General features: G+C 43.9%; 18 protein-coding genes. 3 read left to right on the top strand and 15 right to left on the bottom strand.

What is annotated here, in order from left to right; translation table 11 throughout:
- Positions 1–92 precede the first annotated feature (92 nt).
- From EKG39_RS06300 to EKG39_RS06265, 8 genes are all read right to left on the bottom strand, one after another.
- Positions 93–3386 carry a DEAD/DEAH box helicase gene (locus EKG39_RS06300; protein ID WP_126504907.1) on the bottom strand — a complete coding sequence of 1098 codons (3294 nt, stop codon included), beginning with the start codon at positions 3384–3386 and terminating at the stop codon, positions 93–95.
- A 457-nt stretch (positions 3387–3843) separates the two neighbouring features.
- A complete protein-coding gene (locus EKG39_RS06295) occupies positions 3844–4599 on the bottom strand; it encodes a cytochrome b/b6 domain-containing protein (RefSeq protein ID WP_126504906.1) in 756 nt (251 codons plus the stop codon).
- A 147-nt stretch (positions 4600–4746) separates the two neighbouring features.
- Complete coding sequence (locus EKG39_RS06290) at positions 4747–7002, bottom strand: bifunctional diguanylate cyclase/phosphodiesterase (RefSeq protein ID WP_126504905.1); 2256 nt, start codon at positions 7000–7002, stop codon at positions 4747–4749.
- A 362-nt stretch (positions 7003–7364) separates the two neighbouring features.
- Positions 7365–8579: an RsmB/NOP family class I SAM-dependent RNA methyltransferase gene (locus EKG39_RS06285; RefSeq protein WP_126504904.1), complete on the bottom strand. Its 1215-nt coding sequence runs from the start codon at positions 8577–8579 to the stop codon at positions 7365–7367.
- Between the two features lie 185 nt (positions 8580–8764).
- Positions 8765–10153 carry a DEAD/DEAH box helicase gene (locus EKG39_RS06280; RefSeq protein WP_126504903.1) on the bottom strand — a complete coding sequence of 463 codons (1389 nt, stop codon included), beginning with the start codon at positions 10151–10153 and terminating at the stop codon, positions 8765–8767.
- A gap of 226 nt (positions 10154–10379) precedes the next feature.
- Positions 10380–10925 (bottom strand): hypothetical protein, encoded by a 546-nt coding sequence (locus tag EKG39_RS06275; protein ID WP_148103053.1) that lies wholly within the window; start codon positions 10923–10925, stop codon positions 10380–10382.
- 158 nt (positions 10926–11083) lie between these two features.
- On the bottom strand, positions 11084–13537 hold the full coding sequence (locus EKG39_RS06270; RefSeq protein ID WP_126504901.1) for an EAL domain-containing protein: 2454 nt from the start codon (positions 13535–13537) through the stop codon (positions 11084–11086).
- Positions 13538–13543: 6 nt separating this feature from the next.
- The gene (locus tag EKG39_RS06265) at positions 13544–14590 is read right to left on the bottom strand and encodes a polyamine ABC transporter substrate-binding protein (protein ID WP_185817531.1); all 1047 of its coding nucleotides are present in this window, start codon (positions 14588–14590) and stop codon (positions 13544–13546) included.
- Between the two features lie 697 nt (positions 14591–15287).
- Between EKG39_RS06265 and EKG39_RS06260 the strand changes: the two genes are divergently transcribed.
- The gene (locus tag EKG39_RS06260; RefSeq protein ID WP_126504899.1) at positions 15288–16574 is read left to right on the top strand and encodes an acetyl-CoA hydrolase/transferase family protein; all 1287 of its coding nucleotides are present in this window, start codon (positions 15288–15290) and stop codon (positions 16572–16574) included.
- 111 nt (positions 16575–16685) lie between these two features.
- Here the strand turns inward: EKG39_RS06260 and EKG39_RS06255 are convergent, their stop codons facing one another.
- From EKG39_RS06255 to EKG39_RS06230, 6 genes are all read right to left on the bottom strand, one after another.
- The gene (locus EKG39_RS06255) at positions 16686–17057 is read right to left on the bottom strand and encodes a hypothetical protein (RefSeq protein WP_126504898.1); all 372 of its coding nucleotides are present in this window, start codon (positions 17055–17057) and stop codon (positions 16686–16688) included.
- Between the two features lie 199 nt (positions 17058–17256).
- Entirely contained in the window at positions 17257–18177 is a 921-nt protein-coding gene (locus tag EKG39_RS06250; RefSeq protein WP_126504897.1) for a M14 family metallopeptidase, read from the bottom strand.
- A gap of 48 nt (positions 18178–18225) precedes the next feature.
- Positions 18226–18846 (bottom strand): hypothetical protein, encoded by a 621-nt coding sequence (locus EKG39_RS06245; protein ID WP_126504896.1) that lies wholly within the window; start codon positions 18844–18846, stop codon positions 18226–18228.
- 73 nt (positions 18847–18919) lie between these two features.
- Entirely contained in the window at positions 18920–19426 is a 507-nt protein-coding gene (locus EKG39_RS06240; protein ID WP_126504895.1) for a GreA/GreB family elongation factor, read from the bottom strand.
- A gap of 138 nt (positions 19427–19564) precedes the next feature.
- Positions 19565–19933 (bottom strand): hypothetical protein, encoded by a 369-nt coding sequence (locus tag EKG39_RS06235; RefSeq protein ID WP_126504894.1) that lies wholly within the window; start codon positions 19931–19933, stop codon positions 19565–19567.
- Positions 19934–20038: 105 nt separating this feature from the next.
- A complete protein-coding gene (locus tag EKG39_RS06230; RefSeq protein ID WP_126504893.1) occupies positions 20039–21181 on the bottom strand; it encodes a ribosomal protein uL16 3-hydroxylase in 1143 nt (380 codons plus the stop codon).
- A gap of 364 nt (positions 21182–21545) precedes the next feature.
- On the opposite strand from EKG39_RS06230, the gene fusA reads away from it, so the two are divergent.
- A complete protein-coding gene (gene fusA, locus EKG39_RS06225; protein ID WP_126504892.1) occupies positions 21546–23630 on the top strand; it encodes an elongation factor G in 2085 nt (694 codons plus the stop codon).
- Positions 23631–23755: 125 nt separating this feature from the next.
- Positions 23756–24382 carry a 3'-5' exonuclease gene (locus tag EKG39_RS06220; RefSeq protein WP_126504891.1) on the top strand — a complete coding sequence of 209 codons (627 nt, stop codon included), beginning with the start codon at positions 23756–23758 and terminating at the stop codon, positions 24380–24382.
- 147 nt (positions 24383–24529) lie between these two features.
- Here the strand turns inward: EKG39_RS06220 and EKG39_RS06215 are convergent, their stop codons facing one another.
- Positions 24530–25237 (bottom strand): DUF3334 family protein, encoded by a 708-nt coding sequence (locus EKG39_RS06215; protein WP_126504890.1) that lies wholly within the window; start codon positions 25235–25237, stop codon positions 24530–24532.
- Positions 25238–25549: the final 312 nt, after the last annotated feature.

Here is a 25549-nt window from a genome sequence, read left to right as displayed (position 1 = left end):
AACTATGTCTAAGGGCTATGTCTAAGGGCTATGTCTGTTTAAGAACTGAGTTTATGAGAAGCCTATATCTCTCAAACAGAAACACTTAATAATTATGATTCATCTATGGTGATTGGTTTAAGCAGTTCGAGCCAATCATCTCCGCTCATCTCAGTCACACTCGCACTTTCTTGTTGATAGATACTCTGTGCAAGATTCTGCTTAGACTCCTGTAACAACTGAATGCGCTCTTCCACTGTATCTTTGCAGATCAACTTATAGACAAATACAGATTTATCTTGCCCTATTCGATGGGCTCGGTCACTCGCTTGCTGTTCTGCGGCCGGGTTCCACCATGGATCCATATGAATAACGACATCGGCTGCGGTCAGGTTCAACCCAGCACCGCCGGCCTTTAAACTGATTAAGAACACGGGGACTTCATGTTGCTGAAAGCGTTTAACTAAGCTTGCACGATCGCGGCTCTTACCTGTTAATTCCACATAAGTGATGGCTAATTGTTCCAACAGTTCACCTATCAAGGTTAGCATGCTGGTAAAAGAGGAAAAAATAAGAATTCTGCGCCCTTCAGCAAGCATAGAGGGGAGCTTATCAGCTAACCAATTGAGTTTACCCGAGCTGGTAGCAAACTCGGTTAGGCTCTGTTCGACACCTTCCTGAGTAAACGAAATCATAACGTCACTATTGTCATTCCTATCATTCAATGCCATAACGCCATCAGTTTGGCTAATTGGACTCTGTCCCAGTTTTAATAGCTGCGGGTGACAACATACCTGCCTGAGTTTCAATAACGCATTGCTTATCGCCAGACGATTTCTCTTAATGCCGGAAAGCCTCACCGCTTTCTGCACCTCTTCGGACATAGTCAAACGAATAGTTTCGTAAAGATCGCCCTGCTCCTGAGTTAAACTAATGTACTCATTGATTATCGTTTTCTCTGGCAGTTCGGTCGCTACATCCGATTTTATTCGGCGGAGCATAAAAGGACTGATCCTCTTAACTAAGGCTTGACGCCTTTCATCATCTTGCTCTTTTTCTATCGGGAATTGATACAAACGCTGAAACTGTGCATAGGTTCCCAAAAAACCTGGCATCAAAAAATTGAACAGGGACCATAATTCGCCTAAATGATTTTCCAGTGGCGTTCCCGTTAAGCAGAGTTTATTCGTAGACGATAAACTCGCTACCACCTTGGCAATACGACTGCGGGCATTCTTAATAGTTTGTGCTTCATCTAGTACGATCAAATGAAAGTGTTTATCGGCCCAAAATTGTGCGTCCTGCTGTAGGGTACCGTAACTTGTGATCAATAGATCAGTGGCATCTACTTGTGCTCCCAGCTTGTGACGTCGGGGACCCGACCACAAGAGTACATTAAGTGCCGGAGCAAATGTCTGCGCCTCATGTAACCAATTTGCCAGTAAACTCGTCGGAGCCACCACTAAACAAGGCTTAGTCAATCGTCCTGACTCTTTATCGAGTAAAATACTGGCCAGAGTCTGAATGGTCTTACCGAGTCCCATATCATCGGCCAGGATCCCGGCGAAAGACTGGTTTTGCAAAAACTGTAACCAATTCAAACCTTGCTGTTGATACTCTCTCAATTTGGCATTTAAGCCATCGGGTTGAGTCACACTAAAATCATTGTGTTCCGTACTGTCTAAATATGAATAAAGCTGCTGTGCTTTATTGTTTAACCAAGTAGTCCCCTGCCAATGCCATTGTTTCTGCTGGCCCTTTATCTGTGAAGATAACTCGGCGAGTCGCGTCATCTGGTGCATGGGAAGTGTCAAGGTTTCAGTATCAGACAGCGGTCTTGCTTCATATAGTTCAACCAGTACGGCTAATATCTGTTTGACCCTATCTACCGGTAAAGAGAGTCGCTCGCCACTGTCGAGCTCCATCAAAATGGTATCTTGATCTTCAATATTATCGACAAGTCCCAAACGAATCGCTTTGACAAGATAAGGCAACAGATTAATTTTCTGGCCATTGACTTCAACACCGATCTCGAGGTCAAACCAATTTCTACTACCAGCATCCTGAGCAACGTCACCGTACCAACGCTCGGCTTTAACAATGCTGAATCGGTTCTTCATATCAAATTCAATGCACCAGCCCGCCTGTGATAACCGATAGAGGGCTATCATCTGCTCACTCAATACACTCGGTAACAGACGACAACCAAGGGGAAATCTCTGCCACACGGGAGATTCAAACATCGAGGTTAATAATGGCAGTTCTGACAGCTGAATATTCCATTCAGCGGCTAAATTTAAACAGTGTGGTACCTCTTGAGCATAATCAAAAATTTCACTCAATGAGTAAACCACGACACCATTGGCTAGCGAGAAGTTAGCAAGGTCAAGTGACAAGGCAAGCGTATCATCCCAAGGGAACTCCACATGATGCCGGGTAATTCTCAATTGTGGTTGCCAATCAAACTCGGCATCTGGGCTAATATCCGGCATCGAAAAAAAGTCGGAGATTAGGATCAGACTCATGCTTGCAAGATCAAGATAGCATCCGGTGTCGATCTCAATAAATGGTGCCGGATCCAAAAAATCTTGATGATAATGCTGCTCAATTTTTAATGCTGGGTTTGAACATTTCTTCCAAAAACACCGTTGAGTCGAAACCAGGTGCCGGATAAAGTCGAGTCCGGCCAGTTCACTCAGGTTTAATGAAACGGCCTCCCGCTGTTTGATCTTCTCCATTTCACTGCATCGCTCAATCAAGGTAGATAGCTTATCCAGTAAGTATCTGTCTGCCTGAGTGACAAACTTAGGTAATATATTTTTTGTGAATACGTCTAAACCCAGATCACTTTTGATCGAATAAATGCCGGTTTTACTCAGGTAACCTTTATGTACAGACAGATATAATCCATCTTGATTTTCAGACAAGAGATAGATTATCCGGTGACGAGCCATATTGGGATAGGGATCGAAACGCTGGTTTAACTCTGTCCTGAGAAGTCTTTTTGCCGTATCTGGTCTTTTTTTATCGCTGGCGTAAGGAGTTATTGGATATTGTTTAGCAATATGGTCGATTGCAATGGCGGCCAGATGTTTACAAGCCTTATCTTCATTGTGACAAGTACAGTGAGAGTTGGTCGATGCGACAACAGGCCCTGCAGACCAATCGAGCGCTGAATAGGTAGAATTAATACTTGTAGCCGAACCATGACCCGATGGCTTATGAGTCCTGTTTTGAGTACTGTTTTCAGTGCTGTCTTGAATATTAGCCGCATTCACGTCGCCGAGCTTAAACTCGGCGCGAATAACTAAACCTGACTGTTCGCTCTTAACTAACATCCCTGCTAACAACAACTGCATACCATGAAATATTGCAGACTGACTAAAATACTCTTCTAACTGTACCAATGAGATCGCCTTGCTCTAATCTTGATGACAATTTATGACTTAATAGATACGACCAAATAGTGAATGGCCCATTAAAATTAAACCGAAAGGGAGAACTATAACATTGATTTTGAAGGACTACAGATTATTTTAATCAATAATTGAGGTATAACCTGTACCAATAGAAAAAGAGACACTCAGCATCCATTAAAACAATCACCTGCAGCATTGCAAAGAAGATAAGTAATTAAATTGAAAATATGAATTTAACAGCCTGAACAGAGGTGCCCCACCGAATATCGATGAGCGCCCTTCTACTCAGACCAATCGATTCAAGTATCTATATTAAGTAACTAAGTGAAGTAAATGTATGAAGCAGCTAAATGAAGCATCTATATGACAAAGCCACCCAAAAGGGTGGCTCAAGTAAACGACTCGAGTCAAAACCCGAAAATGGCTGAGTCAGCGAGTGGTAAAACTAGTCTTTATCCTCTATGGGGCCTTTAATACTCTTCTTACCTGAAAACATCGCTGAGATAATCCCGGGTTGATGACGGCGCTCAGCCTGTATAACAGCGGCAACATGAAGTCCTATTAAGAACAATAGAAAGTAAACACTATAGAGGTGAACTTTACCTGCGAAACTCTTAGCAGGTTTGATCTCTGCGAGCTTGCTCTTATCTATACCAGTCTCATCATAAGGTTTGATTAACGTCGCATCGACGCCATCGGCCGCAATATACTGAGTGACAGCGGAGCCGAAAGGAGGATAATAGATATCGGTACCGGCCCTGAAAAGCCCTGTTGCCATGATCAGGGTCAGCGTCAACATGATGGTCGCAACAGCAAGCTTACCTAACGGATTGTGTCCTACATACTGCGGATTCTGTCCATCTTTAAGTGCCGCTCTGTATTGTTTGATGGCTCGAATATTGGGTATGTTTTGAGAGAATTTGGCATAACGGTTACCCATGAATCCCCAGATGATCCGTACTAATAAATTCGCTGCGAACAGGTAACCTATGATGACGTGTAACTCTTTCAGTTTAATCTTGGCCTCAAGCGCGTCTATGCCTAAATCTTTACGAAACAGCATGATTAAACCGACAAAGACTAAGCTTAATACCAGTAATACATTCACCCAGTGAAATAAACGGCTAGGTTTGTCCCAGACTCGGTAAGTGGTTATCTTTTCTGACTTGTGAATTCTGTTGTTATTATCATGGTTTGTCATCGCTATTCCCCAATAAGCTAAAATATGACCTTAGTCATAGCTTACGCTTCTCTGTACTATTTTCAGTTAATATTCATTAATGAAACAATCACTAAAAAATAATATATCAAGCTGATTTTTATACAAATAGCTGCATCACAGACTCATTCATTGGAGGTTCACTTCCATCACAGGCAGTAACTTCAATAAGGTAAGTAATTCCTGTTTCGGCATAGGTTTATAGAAGTAATATCCCTGAACGGCCTCGATATCTGCAGAGCGAACAAATTGAAGCTCCTCTTCAGTTTCCACGCCCTCGGCAATAACGTGTAGGTCAAGCGCATGACTCAGGGTTGTGATGGCTTTCACCAACGCCTGCTGTTTCACCGAAGAACCCGAGTCTTGAATAAAACACTTATCTATCTTGATATGGTCCACGGGAAAATGACTCAAATAAGATAATGAGGAGTAACCTGTACCAAAATCATCGACCGCAATTCCTATCCCCATATCTCTAAGCTTCTGGAGTGAATTAATCAGGTGTTGGTGCTGCTTCATCAGGAGTGACTCGGTGATCTCTAATGTCATACCGTAGAATGGAAAAACATCTGTGGTTAAATCAACGGCGATTTCACGGATCGATGTGACTAGACAGTCTTGCAGAGAGTGAGACCAAAACTCGTACATTGAAACATTAATCGACAATCCGATCTCTATTCCTTTACGCTTAAATTCCAGCAGTGAAGCCATGGCTTCCTTGCGAACCCAATGACCCAACTCGACGATCAATCCGCTACTCTCGGCCACAGGAATAAACTCTTCTGGTGAGATGAAGGCTCCTTCATGCTCCCACCTTAATAACACTTCGGCACGAACTATTTTATTCTCTTCCAGACAAACAATCGGTTGGTAATAGAGTTCGAATGCATTAGATTCTAAGGCAAATTTAAGATCGTTATAAAGCTTAGCCGTACGTTCGGCATCCTGCTGCATCTGCTGAGTAAAGAAATGAAAACAGTTACGCCCCTCACTCTTTGAAATATACATCGCCTGATCGGCACAATTTAGCACCTGCTCAAGGCTCATTGCATCTTCAGGAAACCTGGCAATCCCGATACTGATACTGGTTGATACACGCTTATCCTGACCTAATAGATAGGGTGCAGAAATGCATTCGTTGATAACCATTGCTTGCCGGACAAGTTCACTCTCCTTGACCATACCCGGTAGGAAAAGTGCAAACTCATCACCGCCTAATCTGGCAACCAGTGCCCGCTCTCTGGTACAGGATTCGATTCGTTTGGCCACCTCGACCAGCAGTTGGTCGCCCTTGTCATGGCCTAAGGTGTCATTGATCTGCTTAAAATTATCAAGATCCATCAACATAAAACCGAAGCCAGGGGTCAAACTGTCAGACTCGATCTCTGCCTGGACAATTTTAAACAGATAATTACGATTGGCCAGTTGCGTCAGGGAATCATAATTGGCTTGATAGTCTATGAGGGCTGAGGCACGTTTACGCTCAGTAATATCGCTAAACAACCATGAGTAACATAGTTCTTGTGAACCGCGGTCCTTAAAAATTGTCACCGTCAGTTCCAGATAGAAACTCTCACCTGTCGCTCTGATACCTACGAGCTCACCCTGCCAAGCCTCTTTTGTCGCCAAACTGGCAAACATATTATCGAGGGTATCTTTCCCTGATCGCTTAAAAAACTCTTGCGGGTCAAACTTTATCTCACCGGCCGGCGTAAATGCCGTGATCTGGTAAAATGCCGGATTAGCATTCAACGCTGTCCAGTGCAGATCGGTGATAACCAGCCCTAAAGGAAGATGGTTAAATATGTTTCCCGTTAACCGCTCAAACTGAAGCGCCCTGCTTCGTTCGATGGCCAGACTCGCCAGTCTGGCTGCTTCAGAAATGAGTAACAGGTCTTTCTCGGTAGGAGACTTGATGGTGTCATAGTACATGGCAAATGTACCCAGAACTTTCCCCTGACTGCCTTTGATAGGCTCAGACCAACAAGCATAAAGACCCGCAGCCAAAGGCAATGCTTTAAAGGGCTCCCAAAAAGGGTGAGTCTCGACATCTTCGACGATAACTCTTTGACCGGTAAATGCCGCTGTGCCGCAGGAGCCGACACCATCACCAATTTCAATACCATGAATCGCTTGATTATAATCATCAGGAAGATTAGGAGCCGCACCATTGAGAAGACGTTTACCGTCATCGCTCAATAGCAGCACCGACCCTTTCGTGCCCAGTTTCTCCTCTTCAACGAGAAGAACCAGCGCGATAAGAATATCTTCGAGAGGAGAGCCATCTAACAGCATGGTCAGTATCGCGCCGTAGCGTTTTATACTGACGTTAGAATCGGTCAGGCTCGGAATAACGGGTATTATGGATTCATAGCTTAGGCTCATACAGCCCCCTGAATGACGGATTTCTATCCTTAAAAATCCTACGACAGCGATAAGGATATACTAATCATAAACTCTATGTAAATAAGTTATTTAGGTTTACATAGAAGGCTTTTCTCTGGTCAACTTGTCAAGTTAACAGCCGATATATTTTAGTAATAAAAAACAAAAACAAAATTTTAGATGGCAAATAATCTTTACTTTGTTCATAAGCGAGTTTAGTTAAGCAGGTAATTGCACGCCGAAGAGAATCGGCATTGGAGAGAAAATAATATCGCTACATATAAAGAGTAATCAATCAGCCAAACAGGGCGTAGCTGATTGATTAATCAAAGCATAATAAATGTGAAATCAATTGGTTTGAATTACTCAGCGATACGCTCGAGTTTTGCTAAGTAAAATCCATCGAAGCCTGAGTCTGCAACGCTGATAGTCTCATCTTCGATAAACTTAAAATGATCATTTTCAGCAAGGAAAGCATCGACCTGATTACGGTTTTCCTCCGGCATGATTGAACATGTGGCATAAACCAAGATACCACCAACTTTCACCATACGACTGTAGCTTTGTAAGATATGCTTCTGTAGCTCAACCAAAACCGGTAAACGCTCTGGCGTATCGCGCCACTTAGCGTCAGGGTTACGTTTAAGTACACCCAGACCTGAGCAAGGTACATCCAGCAAAACACGGTCGGCGCTGAGCTTAAGACGCTTAATCGTCTTGCTACTTGCAATGATACGAGTCTCGATATTATCGGCGTTAGCACGTCGCGCACGTTGCTTGAGGCTATCGAGTTTCCACTGTTCGACATCCATCGCTAATAAGCGGCCCTTGCCCTTCATTTGAGACGCGATAGATAATGTTTTACCACCCGCTCCAGCGCAAGCATCGATGACACGCATACCCGGTTTAGCATCGACAGCGGCTGCAACCATTTGAGAGCCTGCATCTTGCTGCTCGAACCAACCCTTTTTAAAGCTCTCAGTGCGGAACAGGGCGGAGTCAGAAGTGACCTCTAACGCGGTATCCACCCCTTCAACTTCCTGGGTTTGAACCTGCTCGTTACGTAACTTCTTGGCTAACTCCTCACGGGTACACTTGAGTAAGTTAGTACGAATAAAACGCTTAGGTAGCGTATTTAATGCCGCACGCTCTTTTGCCCACGCTTCGCCAAGCTGAGCTTGGCCCATCTCATCGAGCCACTCGGGACAACCATCCCAAAGTGCCGGTTGCTTCTTCGCCTCTTCGAGACGGGCAAAATATTCGGCTTCAGCAAGAGGCAGAGAATATTGCAGCTTAGGTAATTCAAGCTCATGAAACAGATGCCATGCATTTATCAGACGCGTTCCCAAACGAGACATCTCTTCGGGTTTTACATCGGACAGGAAACAGTACAAGTTCAATCTACGTAAGATATCTCCGGCAACCTTGGTGATACGGGCCTGTTCTGATGGCGCAAGTTGTAGGCCTGAAAAGTGTACCGAATAGGCTCTGTCTAAAGGTTTACCTTCAGATAAGACCATTTCTAATACACTGATAACCAATTCTGTCGAGCTAGGTGAAAGCGGAGAGTTAAGCATGAAGTTGCCTGTTGTAGATGCATGAAATAAAAACGTGTGGATCATAGGAGTTAAGCAAGCAATACGCAAGTAAACTCTCGCCTCAACCACATGAATACGACGATAAAATGAAAAAGCGACACTTAGGTCGCTTTTTTATCATTGAGTCCGCCCAAAAATGAGTGGCCTATTTGAAATCAAGCCAGTTAACGATTCCAGGGATTAAGCGGCAACTTGTTATCTGCTGAACTTTCTCTGTTATCAGATCGCTTATTACTCGAAGACCGATTTTTTGAAGCGCTGTTTCTTGAAGACTTATCTTTTGAAAACTTATCTTTGGAAGAGTCATGCTTAGAATAGTCAGGTTTTGTTGATTTAACGCTTCCTCGCTCATCTTTAGATAGAGTATCTCTGACCGGCTTATTTTTTGGCACGAAGTTCAAAATTGAAACCGGCACGACTTTACGCGGTTCAAACCCTTCAACTACCCTTCTCTCAATAAGATGATCTAAACGCTTTTCAATCATACACAGATTTTTAAAATCATCTTTTGACACCAAGGAGATGGCTTCACCCGCAGCACCCGCTCGGCCCGTACGACCGATACGATGTACATATTCATCGGCCGGAAACGGTAAGTCATAATTAATGACTAACGGCAGTTCATCGATATCGATACCGCGAGCAGAGATCCCGGTAGAGATTAGATATTTAACCTTACCCACTTTGAAGTCAGCTAAGATCTGCTCGCGAATTGCCTGTGTACGGCCACTGTGAATCGCCTCGGCTTCGATGCCACGCTTCTCAAGCTGGCTCACAAGCTTAGCAGCGCCGTGTTTAGTCTCGATAAAGATCAGTGCCTGTGGCCAACTGTTTTCTTGGATAAGATGACTCAGCAACGCAGACTTCTTATCTTTATCTACTGTCACCAGCCACTGATCAATATTAGGCTTCCCTTCACTTTTTTTAGTGACGGATAGCTGAATGGCGTTGGGTATTGTGTCCTTGGCCAGTTCTCTCACTTGCCTTGACAGCGTTGCCGAAAATAACAGGTTTTGCCTCTCTTCAGGCAAAGTATCTATGATCTTATTAATGTCTTCGATAAAACCCATATCGAGCATTCTGTCAGCTTCGTCGAGGACTAGTAACTCTATTTCATCGAAATGAATCGCTCTTTGTGTGTACAGGTCTCTCAAACGGCCCGGTGTCGCCACGACAATGTCGACACCATCAATTAACGCCTGCTTTTGCGGCGCATAATCTACACCACCATATATCGCCATAGACTTCAGATTAAGATGCTTACCGTATGCCTCAATACTCTGGCAAACCTGCACAGCCAACTCACGTGTAGGCGTTAAAATAAGCGCTCGAGCGCGTTTTTTACGTTGGGTTTCACCACTGGCCAATAACTCAAGGATTGGCAACACAAATGTGGCAGTCTTGCCACTACCTGTTTGCGCTGCAGCAATTAGGTTCTTGCCTTTAAGCGCCAGCGGAATGGCCTCCGCTTGAATAGGCGTAGGCGTGACATAGCCCTGTTCGCTAATAGCACTTAAGATAGGAGCGCTTAATCCGAGTGTAGAAAATGACATGTAAAATCTCAGAGTGATAATTGATAAGTATCTGTTCAGGCCAATGACAGCAATCAAAGGCCTATACAAAAATTTAAAGTTGATTATAACAGAATAACCGCCGGCAAGTTATCACCGACCGCTCTCACCTGCCTGGGTACAAGCTAAGCGGTTCTCTTCGGTCGAATAAAAGCGCTATATCAACAGCTGCTGTACACAATATTTGAAGTTAGCGAGTTAAACAGGACTAACAGTTTATTGAGTTGTAATAAAAGTCTGCAACTTCGACTTTTTCAAAATTAAAGTTTAACAGACCATCCTCAGACGATGGGTCGCTTGAGTTACTCCAGGGTATCGTCAACTTAAACGTTTCTATCTCATCAACAGACAATGGGAATACCAAAACATGCCATTGACTGAAATGCTCCCCCGCTGCCGATTCCTGTTCGGTGACGGATAATTTAGCCGGATAGATTTCAGATAAAGTATTCGATAAGCTGACAAAGATGCCATCGGGTAACAGAGCATTGACATCAGCTTTGGATTTGCTTCTTACCAGCAGGGTAATTTTCAGCTTTTCTCCGGAAACATATTCTGGCATCACAGTGAGAGTCGCATCCCCGAGGGTTTTGATAATCGCATCACCTTTTGTTGTATGGTAGCCACACCCCATAGATGGTGTGAGTTGGCCATCATTAAGATCAGGCTTAAAGTAGGTTCTGGTCGTCGGATAGGCAACACAAGCATTCAGCATTAATAAGCAGAGTAAGACTCCCGCAATATTCTTGTACAAAGAGTAACCTTTATAGGCAATGAGCAATGGGCGAAATATTAACATCGATTGTATAAGGCTTCATCAGGGACACCTTTACTGCCAACAAATATCGGCAACCAGAGGTGTTATTTAGCTCGTCTGTCATTCACAAGCAACAATTAAGTTTCCTATGCTAACTAGCCCGTTTTGCTCGCCTCCTCTTTGGTTTCCTTAAGCAGTATTCTGGTAATATCGTCCGCAGCTTGTGGCCGACTGAACATGTAACCCTGAAGTAGATCGCATCCTTCCTTGACCAAAAATGCAAGATGGCCTCGCTCTTCGACTCCTTCGGCTACGACTTTAAAGCCAAGTGCATGTGCCATTACTATTACTGCTGATAGGATCACATTGTTGTTTTTATTGTTAATATCACGAATAAAGCTCTGGTCAATTTTTAAGATATCGATAGGCAGGTTTCTCAAATAACTCAATGAGGAGTAACCGGTACCGAAATCATCCAAGGCTATTCTGATCCCTTTACTGCGAAGCCATTCTAACGTCACAAAGATCTCTTGTTCACCATTGATAATGGTTGTCTCTGTTAGTTCGATATAGAGAGTTCCGGGGATGATCCCACTCTCTGTTATGCACTGATATAGCTGTTGAGCAAACTTGGGGTTGTTCAGCTGTATTGCCGATACGTTGATTGCCAACTGAATATCTAAAATTCCTCTATCTTGCCAAATTTTGAGTTGACGGCAGGCTTCACGAATGACCCAGTCCCCTATTACCATAATTAAGCCATTTTTCTCGGCTAAGGGAATAAACTTATCCGGGGGAATAAACCCAAATTCATCGTCATACCAACGGATAAGGGCTTCCAGTGAGACAATACGGTGAGTACTGCTATCTACAATGGGTTGGAAGTACAACTCAAATCGCTCATTTTCTACCGCTTCATGCATTTTTTGCTCTATGACCGAAAACTCCTCATTTTGACGACTCAGGCTATCAGAAAAATGCTGGTAACTACCTTTCCCCGTCTTTTTTGCATGATACATGGCGATATCTGCATTTTTTATCAACTCTTGAGTCGTCACTCCATTTTGTGGATAACAGGCAATACCAATACTGGCACTGATATAATAGTTCTTACCACCCAGCACAATGGGAAGTGATATGATGTCCAGGATCCGCTTTGCGACTTTCTCGGCGGTTTTAATGGAAGGTAACTCACCGAGAAAGACTGTAAATTCATCCCCTCCAAGTCTGGCGACCATGTCGCTATCGCTGAAGTGTTCACAGAAATCTTTACTACGCAGGTTACGTTGCAAGCGGTCACCAATTTCATGTAAAAGTTGATCGCCCGATTGGTGGCCAAGGTTGTCATTAATATGCTTAAAATTATCCAAGTCAATAAACATGACAGCAAGTTGTCCGCTATCACACTTGGCAGACTCCAAAGAAAGGTTAAGGTGTTTGGTGAACATAAACCGATTGGGTAATCCGGTAAGTGGATCGTTAAAAGCCAACTCCCGGATTTTCTCGTTTGATTTGAAAAGCTTGAGGCTCATCCGGTTAAACTCTTTACCTAATTCATCAAGCTCATCATCGCCCGATGTTTTCACCTGAATCAATTCGACATTTTTACCTAAACGTAGAAAAGCGTGATGCAGTTTATTTAACGGCCGTACAATTTGAAAATGGCTCAGAAAGAGCAACAAGGGAATAGAAAATGCGACAGAAAAAAGGGTGATCATTGCCACCAGCCAACTCATATCTCTACTGTATTGGAGCAAAATGTCCTCAGGGAGTAAGGCATGCAACCATAACCCTGACTTCAAAGAGAGACTGGTGTGATAATAGCTTTCGCCATCGAGTTCATGAACGCTGAAACTTGAGGGGCTTTCCTGCTCTTCTTTTAAGGCCTTATACACAGAGGCTATATCTGACTCAGATTTAGCTGAATAGGGTAAGACAGCACTTCCCGATTGGTCTGTGATAATAAATCGCGCTCCACTCCAGGGGGAATCGAGCAGAACGTCATTTAAGGCATCCAGACTCACCGTAATGACAAAATAGCCTCGCATTTTTGGAGCGGCGTTAAATGATTCCACCGCCTTATTGATTATCTCTACACGCTTTGACACATATAAGCTGAATTTGTCATTATCCGGATTCGTAATGAACTGTACTTTTTCATTTCTTTCATCATGCCCCATCGAAATAAACAGCTCACTCGCCTCCTCCTCATCTTTCAAATTAGCGATAAAATATGACGTTAACCTGAGGTCTTCATAGCCGTCGGGGAGTATCACCCTCATTTCATAGTATTGAGGAAACACCTTCATGATGCTTTTTAATTTCCGGAGCAAGGGACGTTGCATCAGTGTATAGCGCTCATCCTCATCCTCAGTCAGCATGTAGCTGTGTAACAGGGAATCATCTGCGATCAGCTCAACATTGGCTTGTGCCGTTTTTATTAAGCGGTCTGTTTGAGCGACAACCTGTTCGAGAAACTTAGTCACCTGAGTAGCACTGCTTTTCTCTGCCGCACTTTTTAGCTCGACAAAAGCCATGGCCCCCAGCAATATGAGCGGGATGCAAACCAAAGATATAAATAATAACGGTAACTTAGTCTTAAGTTTCATAGGCGTCTAAGGCAATATATTGATGCTGATAACGTTACGTCTACGCTGGATCCGGGCCGATAATGGCCTGTAAAACTCCGAGTTTTTAAGCTTATCTGCATTGGGATAGATCACCTTGTCATTCAAAAATTCTTCCGGCAATAATTTTTCCGCCGCCAGATTAGGTGTCGCGTAATAGACATATTGAGCTAGCTGAGCCGCATGCTCAGCTTGATTGATAAAGTTAAGAAAAGCATAGGCAAGTTCCGGCTCCTTCGCCTTGGCACCTATGGTGAGGTAATCGACCCAAATTGCCCCCCCCTCTTCGGGCAACACAAAGGTCAGGTTTTCGCTGTGTTCCTTTACCATTAGCGCATCTCCGTTGTAAATCATAGACGCAACAATTTCACCGCTCACTATGGGAGAGTGTTCATCGAGGGTCATATAGATGTAGGAGTTAACCATCGCTTTTTGGGATTGCAGCACACTTTCAACTTCATTGAGCTGGCTGCTCAATTCACTATTAGCGGAATAGCCCAATGACTTTAGGCACATACCAATCAGATCTCTTGGCTCATCAATCATGCCGACTTTACCTTGTAACTCGGCAGCAGGCTGGTATAGCTGTTTCCAGTGAGTAATAGGTTCTTGGATTAAATCATGGCGATAAACTATGCCTACGGTTCCCCAAAAATAGGGAATTGCATATTGAACAGCACCGGGAAATGCCCCTCTCCATTTAGGGTTCAACTGATTAAGAAAAGAGAGCTTGTCCTCTTCGAGCGCGGCGAGCCAACCACGATTGATATAATTTTGCAGATCGACACCGGATGAGAGGATAAGATCGTAACCGTAGGCGTTATTTTGTAGCAGAAGATCTGAGCGCTGCTCATCGGAGCCGTAATATAGTTCGGAAACTTTAACCTGATATTTTTGCTCGAAACGGTGAACGAGATCCGGATCCAGGTACTCGCTCCAATTAAGGATTGTCAGCGTTCTCTCTGCGCCATAGGAGGGCTGAGTAAATAATGAAAGAAGACTAACAGCGACACACAGAGTAAGATTAAATCTCAAAAGTATGCTCATCCTTGGTATTAAATCCATTTACCATAATCATTATAGACACATTAAGTGCTATATCCATGAGTCAAGCTAGCTACAAATAACAAAGCTTCTCTAATAAATACAAGTTACTGGACTCTAAGCAAAAGGTACACAAGTATTCATCTTCGATTTGTAAAAGGCTACTCGCGTCGCAAATGTTAAATTAACAAGAGCACCGCCACACCCTGGCGTCAACTCCAAAGCGTGACAAGCACCACACCCTATTCACTTTGCCCACAAGTTAAGTGTATTCCTTAATGCATAAGGTTTGAACAAACACGAACATCCATGGCCAACAAAAGTGTAGGTATATATCACTTCGAATCGTATTAAAGCTGTGCTTATAACATTCTCATGGCTGGGGCTACCCAAGAACTTATGCCCCGCAGACTCAATCAGAGCTAATTACAGTTCGAAATCAGAGGTTACAACAAGGGTTAACGCTGCCGACATTAATCGGCAAGTCTGATCTTAATCAATGACTCTCTTTTAACTTCTCCGTATGGTATATCTCAAATTGAGCGACTCAATATATTTTGAGGTCTTAACGCTCATTAAACTGGACATTTTCTCAACACCACTCATATCTAAACGACAAGTTGAACAAATATTTAAATAAGAACTTAAATAAGAACTTAAACAATAACTTAATCAACGGATATCTTTAATGGCTCCAATCATTTGTAAGAGTGCACTAGAAGCAGTTTCCCTGATCCAGGACGGCGAGACCCTCTGGACCCACTCCATGGGAGCGACTCCCAGATTACTGCTTAATGCCTTGGCTCAGCACGCTCTGAGTAAAAAAGATCTAACCCTGCTACAACTTCATACCGAATGCGCCGAGTCACTTAGCGATGAGAAACTCAAGGGGCACCTACGCCACCGTTGCTTCTTCGGTGGCTTACCGACACGTCTATTGCTACAGCAAGGTGATGCCGACTATGTCCCAATCTTTCTCTCGGAAGTCCCTAAGCTGTTTCGCTCCGGCGAACAGAAGATAGACACGGCCATCGTTCAGGTTTCACCACCCGACAAGCACGGCATGTGTTCATTAGGTATTTCTGTGGAAGCGACACTGGCCGCGTGTCAGGTGGCTGGAAAGATCATTGCGCATATCAACCCACAGATGCCCCGTACACATGGTGATGGTTTTATCCATTTCGACAAGTTTGCAGCAGTCTATGAAGCCAGTTCTCCTCTCCCCCAACACCCACTCGCTGCCAGCGATGAAACCAGCCTGGCGATTGGTAACAACGTGGCTGAACTGGTCAGAAACGGCGACTGTCTTCAGATGGGGATTGGCGCCATTCCTGATGCGGTACTCAGTTGCCTTAATGGCCATAAAGATCTGGGGATCCACACAGAACTATTTTCCGATGGTGTGCTTAACCTGGTCGAAAGTGGTGTGATCAACAACAGTAAGAAGAAAGTTCATCCGGGTAAGTTGGTAACAGGCTTTGCCTTGGGCAGTCAACGGCTCTATGACTATGTGGACGATAACCCTTCGGTCATTTTTATGGATATAGAGCAGGTAAATGACACCTCTATCATAAGAAAAAACCCTAATGTGATGGCGATTAACTCCGCTCTTCAGGTCGATATTTCGGGTCAGATCTGTGCAGACTCTTTGGGTACGCGTATCTATTCCGGTGTCGGCGGTCAAATGGACTTTATTCGCGGTGCGGGGTTATCAGAAGGGGGCCGTTCGGTTATCGCACTTCCCAGCACCGCAGCGGGTGGCAAGGTCTCGAGGATAGCGACAGTTCTTTCTCCTGGCGCCGGCGTTGTGACGACGCGAGCTCATGTTCACTATATCGTTACCGAATACGGCAGTGCCAACCTACGCGGTCGTTCGCTGCGTGAAAGAGCCAGAGCCTTGATAGACATAGCCCACCCTGATTTCAGAGAACAGCTCTGTAGAGAAACCTTCGATATGTGGGGATTAAGTGTTTAGCGCTCAACCTATAGGTTAATCTGTTTAAGCCAGTTGTTAGACAACTGGCTATTTCAGTTTTTAGCAAAGTTATTAAGTAAAGAGTTATTCAGTAACAAATCTGAGACCATATTATGGCGCGACGCCATAAGCCGTGGCGCTGACAAGTATACACTGCACCGAATAACCAAACTCCAGCCACAACTTATCATCTATTGAGACGTCAGCTAATAATAGAGTCCCTGCCCTTTGTCCCTTAGCATCTGCTATCGCTGCGTTCGTCGATGTTGAATCACCTTGTGGGATGAAGTAAAGCGCTGCGGTTTGACAGCTTTTACCTTCTACCGGGCCCAGACGTGTCAAGGTTTGTTCCTCTGCCCAATCGGTACTCGAGAAAGTTTGCGTAACAAATGAGCCGTGGTTGGCTAAGTTACACCCGGTTAATAAAAATATCGATGCGACAACTAATAGCGTTAATTTTTTTGCAAAATTACGAAAATTCAAGCAGTAGCCTCCAAAGCATTTAACATCTTTTTACACAAAAAAGTGATAATACAGCGACTAGGCTGTAGATAACTAACTATTAATCAGTATGTAACCAGTTTTGTCAAATTCAAGTTTATGGGCAACTAGAGATGAACTCTTTGTTACCCGTTGCAGGTAGATTGTCGCTCTCTTCAAGTAAGCCCAACAAAAACGCCCGTTATACCGTCTCTAAGATAAAGTCTAATCCGCCAGTTATTGCTGCGACTTGAGCAAGGATACAGTTTTCATCGTCGACCAGAGGGCTGTCAGGATAAACCTCTGTTGTCGTAGTAAAGGCCGCACCACTAAATCCAATACACAGCCCCAGAGCCTTAGTCGCGTAATTGACCACCCCCTCCTGAGAAAGCTCAACACCGATGAGTTTACCCTCCTCATCGGGCGGCGCGATATGTGTCACCTGAGCGACCACCTCAATAACTGCTTTTTGAAATTCATCTACCGGGTTTTCAGTGTCCCCCACAAGGTAGAAGCCATCTGGAATGTTCCAGTTGTTATGCACGCTGCCATCCCTGGCTGCTAACGCAGGTCTGAATTCACTATTGTCAGTGTCAGTGGTTTCATGCAGATCGATATGCGCAGTGAGCTTAAGTTCGAGTGCAGCGATATATCGCATCAATGTAGCAGCTTCTTCCGATGGACTATCTTCATAAAAGGAGCGGTTGGGGTCGACCGCATTTGGATTCCAGCGGTTAATGGTTTCATATCCCCAGGGGCTCAGGCATGGCGCAACAATAATGTTGAACTGTTTGCCATAAAGCTCAGCTTTGGTTTCAAGAAATCGAATGGCTCCTTGAACACCACTGGTTTCATAACCATGAACGCCTCCGGTGACCAAAATGGTCGCCTTATTACTATCCCATTTACGATTTTTTACGACAAACAGCGGGTACTTGCCAGCATCATAGGAGAGTTCACCGTATTGCTCGACATCGAAACCTTCCTTCAGAGGCTCCAGTTTTGAAAGCACCTCTTTCTTATAGGAACGTCTAACCTCTTGTCGCAGGAGCCATCGTTTTTTCTCCTCTTCACCCCATTTACTGCCCAGTATGCCGATGGAATAGGTGTCTGACTGTTTCATATTTTGCCTTATGATTAGATGGGGAGTTAATAATATTCAGTGGCGCGCTCAATAGTTGCCACAACCGCCTTCGAGCTTATCTGAGATCTTCCAAAGCCGATTCGTCAGGTAGGTCACATAACCTTTACCACTAAAATCCAGTTCAAATGTTTCTGTATATTGGTCTTTCCCCGTTAACACTAAGCTGAGGCGCGCTGAAAAATTCGGAGGAAGATTCTCGCCCCTCACCAGTTCAAAAATCCAGGAGAGATTGGCTTTTGATGCATTTAAATCGAGCGCATAGTGGGCAATAAACCCTTCATTATCATATTCACTCAGCGAAAGCGTCTTACCGTTATCGGTAAGAGAAAATAGAGAATGAGACAGGTGGGTTTCCCCCTCAGGATTGCGTTTCTGCTGCGGATACACTGACCGCCCACCTCTGCAAACTACTTTTCCGCCTAAGATAGAGGCGAACTGTTTTTCGGCATCTGAGGCGCCCCACTTTCCTTCTCCGGCTCCTCGCCACAGGCCATTAAACTTCTCAAGTCCTGAGTACGCCTCCATAGCTGATCCCCATAAAACAACTTCCTCGCGCGTCTTCGAGGATTCGATGAGTTCTTGAGCCTGAAGCATTGAGCTGACGCTCATTAAGAGCGCAATCACAATAAGAGCGCTAAATCTTTTCATGAATTGATCCTAGAGTGACAAAGTATCCAGATATAGAGATCGATTGTTAAAACGTTATTAAAACAGGAAATCATCAGTAAACAGCGACGATCTCATACTCTTTTCGATTATCCCCGATATTGATAGCCACAATATCATCCAGCCCTCGACCCATTAACGCACAGCCAAGAGGAGAGGATGGCGTGATGATCATAACCTCAACTTGTTCTGGTGAGGCCTGAATATCCACCGTCACAGAAAACTTCAGCCCACCGGCACCGGGACCGATAAATAGAAATTGTTCATCATCTTTTTCATCCATGATGACAACCAGAGCCCCAAGCCCAATAGACTTACCATCATTAAATGCACAGAGATTCAGTTCTGTGAACGCTTTGAGATCCATCGTGCACTCAGCCACACGCTGAGCTTGTCCATGTGCAAGATACGATGCTTCCAGTCCAAATGTTTCGTACTTACTCCTGGCGACAGTTTCACTATGAGTGGCTGTTTCATGAGCTTGATTGGCCGCCTTAACAGCGGACAGCTTGATGGCGTCGAGTAGTTTAAGTATTTCGGTGAGTAATATTAATTTATTCATCTTGGATTCAGATATTTATTGTAGTGGAAAGGCTCAACATCTCGGCAGTGATAGCCAACTGAGTCATGACTAATAACACATTGGTTATTTTCACTGCCTGCTAAACCTCATCAATTTAGTTTACTCTGCACCTCAAGTTTAACAGCCATTAATAATGCCGAGAAGTCTGCTGATAAAGCGTTTAACCGCCTCTTTATCAGAAAACTTAAATGCTAAACCATAATGAATACCATTGAGGCTCTTCTGCACACGTTTAGGGAATCGAGTCATCTCATTATTGTGGAAGTAACCCTCTTTGTGTTTGACTCCTTCGAGCTCAGAAAGATCGGCCAAAAACACTTCATAAGCAGGCCTGATAACCAGTTGGCAATCTTTATCGGCGCCATGAAGGTAGATAGGCTCTTTGAGCTCCGGCAGCATATATTCGGTGATTTTCTTAATGGTGAAATTAGTTCTGCAGTTGAGTGAACTTAACTCAGCCATCAATTCGCTGTGTTCAATTGCCAATGTGACGCTCCTAATGTGTGGGGGGCTCTATTTGAGCAAACCTTTGAATAGACAGTAACAAAAATGGAGCCACAGGGCTCCATAATATCGGATATTATTAAGTATTTATTCCTCTTCGAAGTACCAATACCCACTATTAATCCAATCTGTTAACTGCTCAACAAATGTCTGATTAGCTAACCAACGGGCTAAACTGGTGGCGCTCAACACCTGATTGTCACATAACACAGGTATCACGTGGGCAAGATCAAGAGGTAAAGTCACCTCCTCCCCATTGATGTAGAATATGCCCTGCGATGCAGAAGTGTCGAAATAAAGCACTCTCAGTCCACCTAATCTGGTTAACTCATGCTTTTTAAGCATCTCAATCACATCGTCACATTGAAAACCCAGGTTTTCTTCAGGCAGGTCCAATTCACATTTTGAGTTTGTCAGGTAACGTCCCGAAAACTCACTGATCAACTTATCATCCAAGGTTGCCAGTAACTGCGCTTTGATCCGCGCTAAATCTGTAGCGTTAACCCGCCCGCTTTGATGGCTTAGCTCTCTGTCAGGATCTTCTATCTGTTCAGAAGCTAATTCATTATCGATAAGGTGATCGGCTAAGGCACTAACCATATCTTTTGCCGAAGCGGTACGATAGCCAACAGAAAAACTCATCGAGGCTTCTAATGTGACCCCCTCGTGAGGGTAGCCTGGCGGAAGATACAATATATCGCCGGGTAATAACTCGACATCAATAATGGGTTCAAAGGCTTCTGTATGCAGTAATGCCGGATGAGCCGCGAATTCCTTGTGCGGCCCCCGGTCACCAACACGCCAGCGGCGGCGACCCGATCCCTGGCAAATAAATACGTCATAGAGATCGATATGAGGCCCGACCCCTCCCCCTGGAGTGGCGTAACTCACCATGACATCATCGAAGCGCCATCTGGGGATAAAGTCAAAACACTGAATAAGTTTCTCAGCATCAGGCAACCAGTTATTGAGCGCCTGAACCACTAAGGTCCAATCAGACTCACCTAAATGTTCATAACTCTCAAAAGGGCCAAACTCGGCCTGCCACTCTCCGTCATTCTTGTACACCCTGCGTGATTCAACAAGTTCATCACAAGCCAGGCCAGCCATCTCTTCAGGTGTAAGCAAGTCTTTGAAGTTGTTGAACCCTTGTCTGATAACCAAAGGTTTCTTCTGCCAATAGTCTCTGATAAAGATTTCCGGTGTCAGTGCACCTAACTCAAGTTGCATAGTCGATTTGCCATAAAAAATTTGGCCGATGCTAACAATTAATCCATGTTGAAACACTCGATAAGATCATAAAACAGCAAGCAGTAATACACGAAAATGTAATTACAGAAGAATTTGTACTGAACAAAGGTCACATTTGGGAAAAATGATATAAGTAGAAATGGCCCCAAATATTTGACCACCCACATGGCCACAAGCCTCATCCATCATGGGTTTCAGAAAGTTTTGAATCGTTCGAGATTAGTATTAATTTAGGTTATTTAGCCAAAATTGAACGATTTTGATAAAAATCTATAAAACAATTCTAAAAGTGTTGATATACTTCCCCCCGAATTTTAGAACGTAACTCCAATAGAGTAGAAAAATGACTGATTTATCAAAGTACAGAAACATTGGTATCTTCGCTCACGTTGACGCGGGCAAGACCACCACAACAGAGCGTATTCTTAAGCTTACCGGTAAGATCCATAAGATCGGTGAAGTTCATGATGGTGAATCTACAACTGACTTCATGGAACAGGAAGCTGAGCGTGGTATTACCATTCAGTCTGCTGCTGTAAGTTGTTTTTGGAACGATCACCGTTTTAACGTTATTGACACCCCTGGCCACGTTGACTTCACAGTTGAAGTTTATCGTTCTCTTAAAGTCCTTGATGGTGGTGTTGGTGTATTCTGTGGTTCTGGTGGTGTTGAGCCTCAGTCAGAGACTAACTGGCGTTATGCGAACGAATCAGAAGTTGCTCGTATCATCTTCGTAAACAAGTTAGACCGTATGGGTGCTGACTTCCTACGTGTTGTTAAGCAAACTAAAGACGTACTAGCGGCTAACCCACTAGTTATGGTTCTTCCTATCGGTATCGAAGATGAGTTCAGCGGTGTTGTTGATCTACTTACTCGTAAAGCATGGGTATGGGATGAGTCTGGCGAAGCTGAGAACTACAAGATTGAAGACGTTCCAGCTGACATGGTTGAGCTTGTAGAAGAGTACCGTGAGATGCTAATCGAAACTGCTGTTGAGCAGGACGATGATCTGATGGAATCTTACATGGAAGGTGAAGAGCCATCTATGGAAGATATCAAGCGTTGTATCCGTACTGGTACACGTACTATGGCTTTCTTCCCAACATACTGTGGTTCTGCATTTAAGAACAAAGGTATGCAGCTTCTTCTTGATGCTGTTGTTGATTACCTACCTAACCCAGTTGAAGTTGATCCACAGCCTCTTACTGATGAAGAAGGTAACGAGACTGGCGAGCACGCAATTGTTGCTATCGATGAGCCATTTAAAGCGCTTGCATTCAAAATCATGGATGACCGTTTTGGCGCCCTAACCTTCGTACGTATCTACTCAGGTAAGATCAACAAAGGTGACACCATCCTTAACTCGTTCACTGGTAAGACTGAACGTGTTGGCCGTATGGTTGAGATGCAAGCCGATGAGCGTAACGAACTTGATTACGCACAAGCCGGTGACATCATCGCTATCGTTGGTATGAAGAACGTGCAAACTGGTCACACTCTGTGTGATATTAAGAATCCTTGTACTCTTGAAGCTATGGTATTCCCAGAGCCAGTTATCTCTATCGCTGTTGCACCTAAAGATAAAGGTGGTTCAGAGAAGATGGGTATCGCTATCGGTAAGATGATTGCAGAAGATCCATCATTCCGCGTAGAGACAGACGAAGATTCAGGTGAAACTATTCTTAAAGGTATGGGTGAGCTTCACCTGGACATTAAGGTAGATATCCTTAAGCGTACTTACGGCGTTGACCTAATTGTTGGTGAGCCTCAAGTTGCTTACCGTGAAACTATCACTAAAGAAATTGAAGATAGCTACACACATAAGAAGCAATCTGGTGGTTCTGGTCAGTTCGGTAAGATCGATTACGTTATCCGTCCTGGTGAGCAAAACACTGGTTTCACTTTCAGCTCTAAAGTTGTTGGTGGTAACGTACCTAAGGAATTCTGGCCTGCAGTTGAGAAAGGTTTCGCATCTATGATGGATACCGGTACTGTTGCTGGCTTCCCTGTACTAGACGTTGAACTAGAGCTAACTGATGGTGCTTTCCACGCCGTGGATTCATCTGCAATTGCTTTCGAAATCGCTGCAAAAGGCGCTTTCCGTCAATCAATGCCTAAAGCCGGTGCACAACTTCTTGAGCCTATCATGAACGTTGACGTATTCAGCCCAGATGACAACGTTGGTGATGTTATTGGTGACCTTAACCGTCGTCGCGGCATGATCAAAGATCAGATGGCTGGTGTTACTGGTGTTCGTATCAAGGCTGACGTACCGTTATCAGAAATGTTCGGTTACATCGGTTCACTACGTACTATGACATCTGGTCGTGGCCAATTCTCTATGGAATTCGCACACTACGCACCATGTCCAAACAGTGTTGCTGAAAAAGTTATCGCTGAAGTTAAAGAGCGTGAAGCTAAGAAGTAATCTAAGTTATTTGATTACTTAGATTTAGCTACTTTTTAAGCTAAACCTTTAAAAACCCGCGAGTTAATCGCGGGTTTTTTATTTCTGTATTTTTATAGTTAATGTAAAAGTAAGGTTATCCTCCAATGACAAGTCGCTCAGCTAGCTCAGTCATCGTTCTCGATTTCGAAACCACCGGTCTCTCCCCTAACCAAGGTGACCGTGCCATTGAAATTGGGGCGGTAAAATTACAAGACGGGATTGTCGTCGATACATTTCAAGAGTTAATGAATCCGGGCTTCAGAATCAGTGGTTTTATCGAAGGCTATACGGGCATAACGAATGCCATGCTGAATTCAGCACCAAGCTGCAGTGAAGTCATGGTTCAATTTGCAGATTTCATCGGCAACGACAACTTAGTCGCTCACAATGCGTCATTCGATAAGCGATTTCTCGATGCCGAGCTGGATGTCATTGATAGATCATATAGCGGTGAATTTGCCTGCTCTATGCTGATAGCCAGGCGCCTATATCAAGAGGCCCCGAATCATAAGTTAGGCGGGTTAGTCGAATATAAGCAAATTGAAAATGATGGCGTTTTTCACCGGGCACTCGCTGATTCGGAGGTCACGGCTAAACTCTGGCTTAAAATGCTTGAGGATATGCAAGATGACTATCAGATAGCATCACCAAGCTTTCGCTTAATGCAGCAACTGTCTAAGAAGTCAAAATCTGCAGTACGCACATTCTTAACAACAACTTGCCGGGGTTAATTCAAGCTAATCGACGTACGCGATGAGATAAAAATGAATGTGACGGCACCCGCACTAATACACCTGCACTAATATAAGTGCTAAGTGAATATAAGTGCTAAGTAAAAGTGCCGTCATGGTTGTCAAGATGTGGCCTACTCCACAGGGCTAGATCCCCAACTCGTTAAGTAGATCATCCGCATCATCACCTGCCACCTCTTTACTCGCAGCCTGTGTCCACGGAGATGCTTCAGGCTTACTCTCATGCTTGTTACCGTGTTCAGCCAAAAGATCATCCGGATCGAACTCATCTTCGGCATCAAACTCATCTAACTTGATAAACTCTGTTTTATCCATAGCAAATTCAAGATAAAAAATATGATTGTTTTGAGTTTTAAACGACACTCTTCTCGCCACGGCTTCATCTAAGTTAGTGTCAATCGAGATAGTAAGCTCTTTATTGATCGTCAACATCTTTGGCTGACTCTGGTGAATAGATGTTTGAAGCTGTTTATTCACTTTGCTGATGAAATCACCCAAAATTTGATTCATCAACTCCCCCATCACATCACCGACTTCGTCCGATGTGTGAGAGAAGGCTAACTCAGCTTCAGGCATTCCCATCTGCTGCATGTATGAGCGGTAGATCTCAATCGCAGCTGGTGCCGAGAAATTAATAACAACCAGACCGGAAAAACCACCATCGAAAATAGAAAAGCAACCTAGATCAGGTTTCAAGCAGGTACGTGTGATGCTTTGAACCATCGCGGCATGAGAAATTTGGCTCGCGGTTGTACTCGATAGTACGTGAGATACTGAGTGGCACAATTTCAATAAGATATCGTCAGAGCTTACAATTTGAGGTGATTTATTCATGGGCTAAACCAAAAAAAGACAATGTTTAATTTTGCGCTCAAACGCACAAAAAATCAAAGCTAAAACAACATATTAAACAATCCCTAAACAAGCAAATCACAAACAAAAGCTAAGCACCTGTAATTTAAGGGTAAAGCTTGACCTTACACCATTCATGCACCAACGTGCAACTTAACTCAGTAAAACAGACAAAGTCATAGAACTTTAATGAATAAATATATAATTTTTCCGATAAAGTGAACAAGCTCTAATATTTGATAAAAGAGTCCGAAATCACCAGTAAATCATTCAATTACACTCTCTTCCAAGGTA

The sequence above is a fragment of the Shewanella atlantica genome, assembly GCF_003966265.1.
Lineage (GTDB): Bacteria > Pseudomonadota > Gammaproteobacteria > Enterobacterales > Shewanellaceae > Shewanella > Shewanella atlantica.
Note: the sequence above shows the minus strand (reverse complement) of the source record. Positions and strands in the feature narration are given on the sequence as shown.

Excerpts from the sequence above, each read along its gene's own strand:
- EKG39_RS06285 (WP_126504904.1), bottom strand. The coding sequence starts at position 8,579 with ATGCTTAACTCTCCGCTTTCACCTAGCTCGACAGAATTGGTTATCAGT.
- EKG39_RS06220 (WP_126504891.1), top strand. The coding sequence starts at position 23,756 with ATGACAAGTCGCTCAGCTAGCTCAGTCATCGTTCTCGATTTCGAAACC.
- EKG39_RS06280 (WP_126504903.1), bottom strand. The coding sequence starts at position 10,153 with ATGTCATTTTCTACACTCGGATTAAGCGCTCCTATCTTAAGTGCTATT.
- EKG39_RS06240 (WP_126504895.1), bottom strand. The coding sequence starts at position 19,426 with ATGAATAAATTAATATTACTCACCGAAATACTTAAACTACTCGACGCC.
- fusA (WP_126504892.1), top strand. The coding sequence starts at position 21,546 with ATGACTGATTTATCAAAGTACAGAAACATTGGTATCTTCGCTCACGTT.
- EKG39_RS06270 (WP_126504901.1), bottom strand. The coding sequence starts at position 13,537 with ATGAAACTTAAGACTAAGTTACCGTTATTATTTATATCTTTGGTTTGC.
- EKG39_RS06250 (WP_126504897.1), bottom strand. The coding sequence starts at position 18,177 with ATGAAACAGTCAGACACCTATTCCATCGGCATACTGGGCAGTAAATGG.
- EKG39_RS06215 (WP_126504890.1), bottom strand. The coding sequence starts at position 25,237 with ATGAATAAATCACCTCAAATTGTAAGCTCTGACGATATCTTATTGAAA.
- EKG39_RS06260 (WP_126504899.1), top strand. The coding sequence starts at position 15,288 with ATGGCTCCAATCATTTGTAAGAGTGCACTAGAAGCAGTTTCCCTGATC.
- EKG39_RS06245 (WP_126504896.1), bottom strand. The coding sequence starts at position 18,846 with ATGAAAAGATTTAGCGCTCTTATTGTGATTGCGCTCTTAATGAGCGTC.
- EKG39_RS06295 (WP_126504906.1), bottom strand. The coding sequence starts at position 4,599 with ATGACAAACCATGATAATAACAACAGAATTCACAAGTCAGAAAAGATA.
- EKG39_RS06230 (WP_126504893.1), bottom strand. The coding sequence starts at position 21,181 with ATGCAACTTGAGTTAGGTGCACTGACACCGGAAATCTTTATCAGAGAC.
- EKG39_RS06290 (WP_126504905.1), bottom strand. The coding sequence starts at position 7,002 with ATGAGCCTAAGCTATGAATCCATAATACCCGTTATTCCGAGCCTGACC.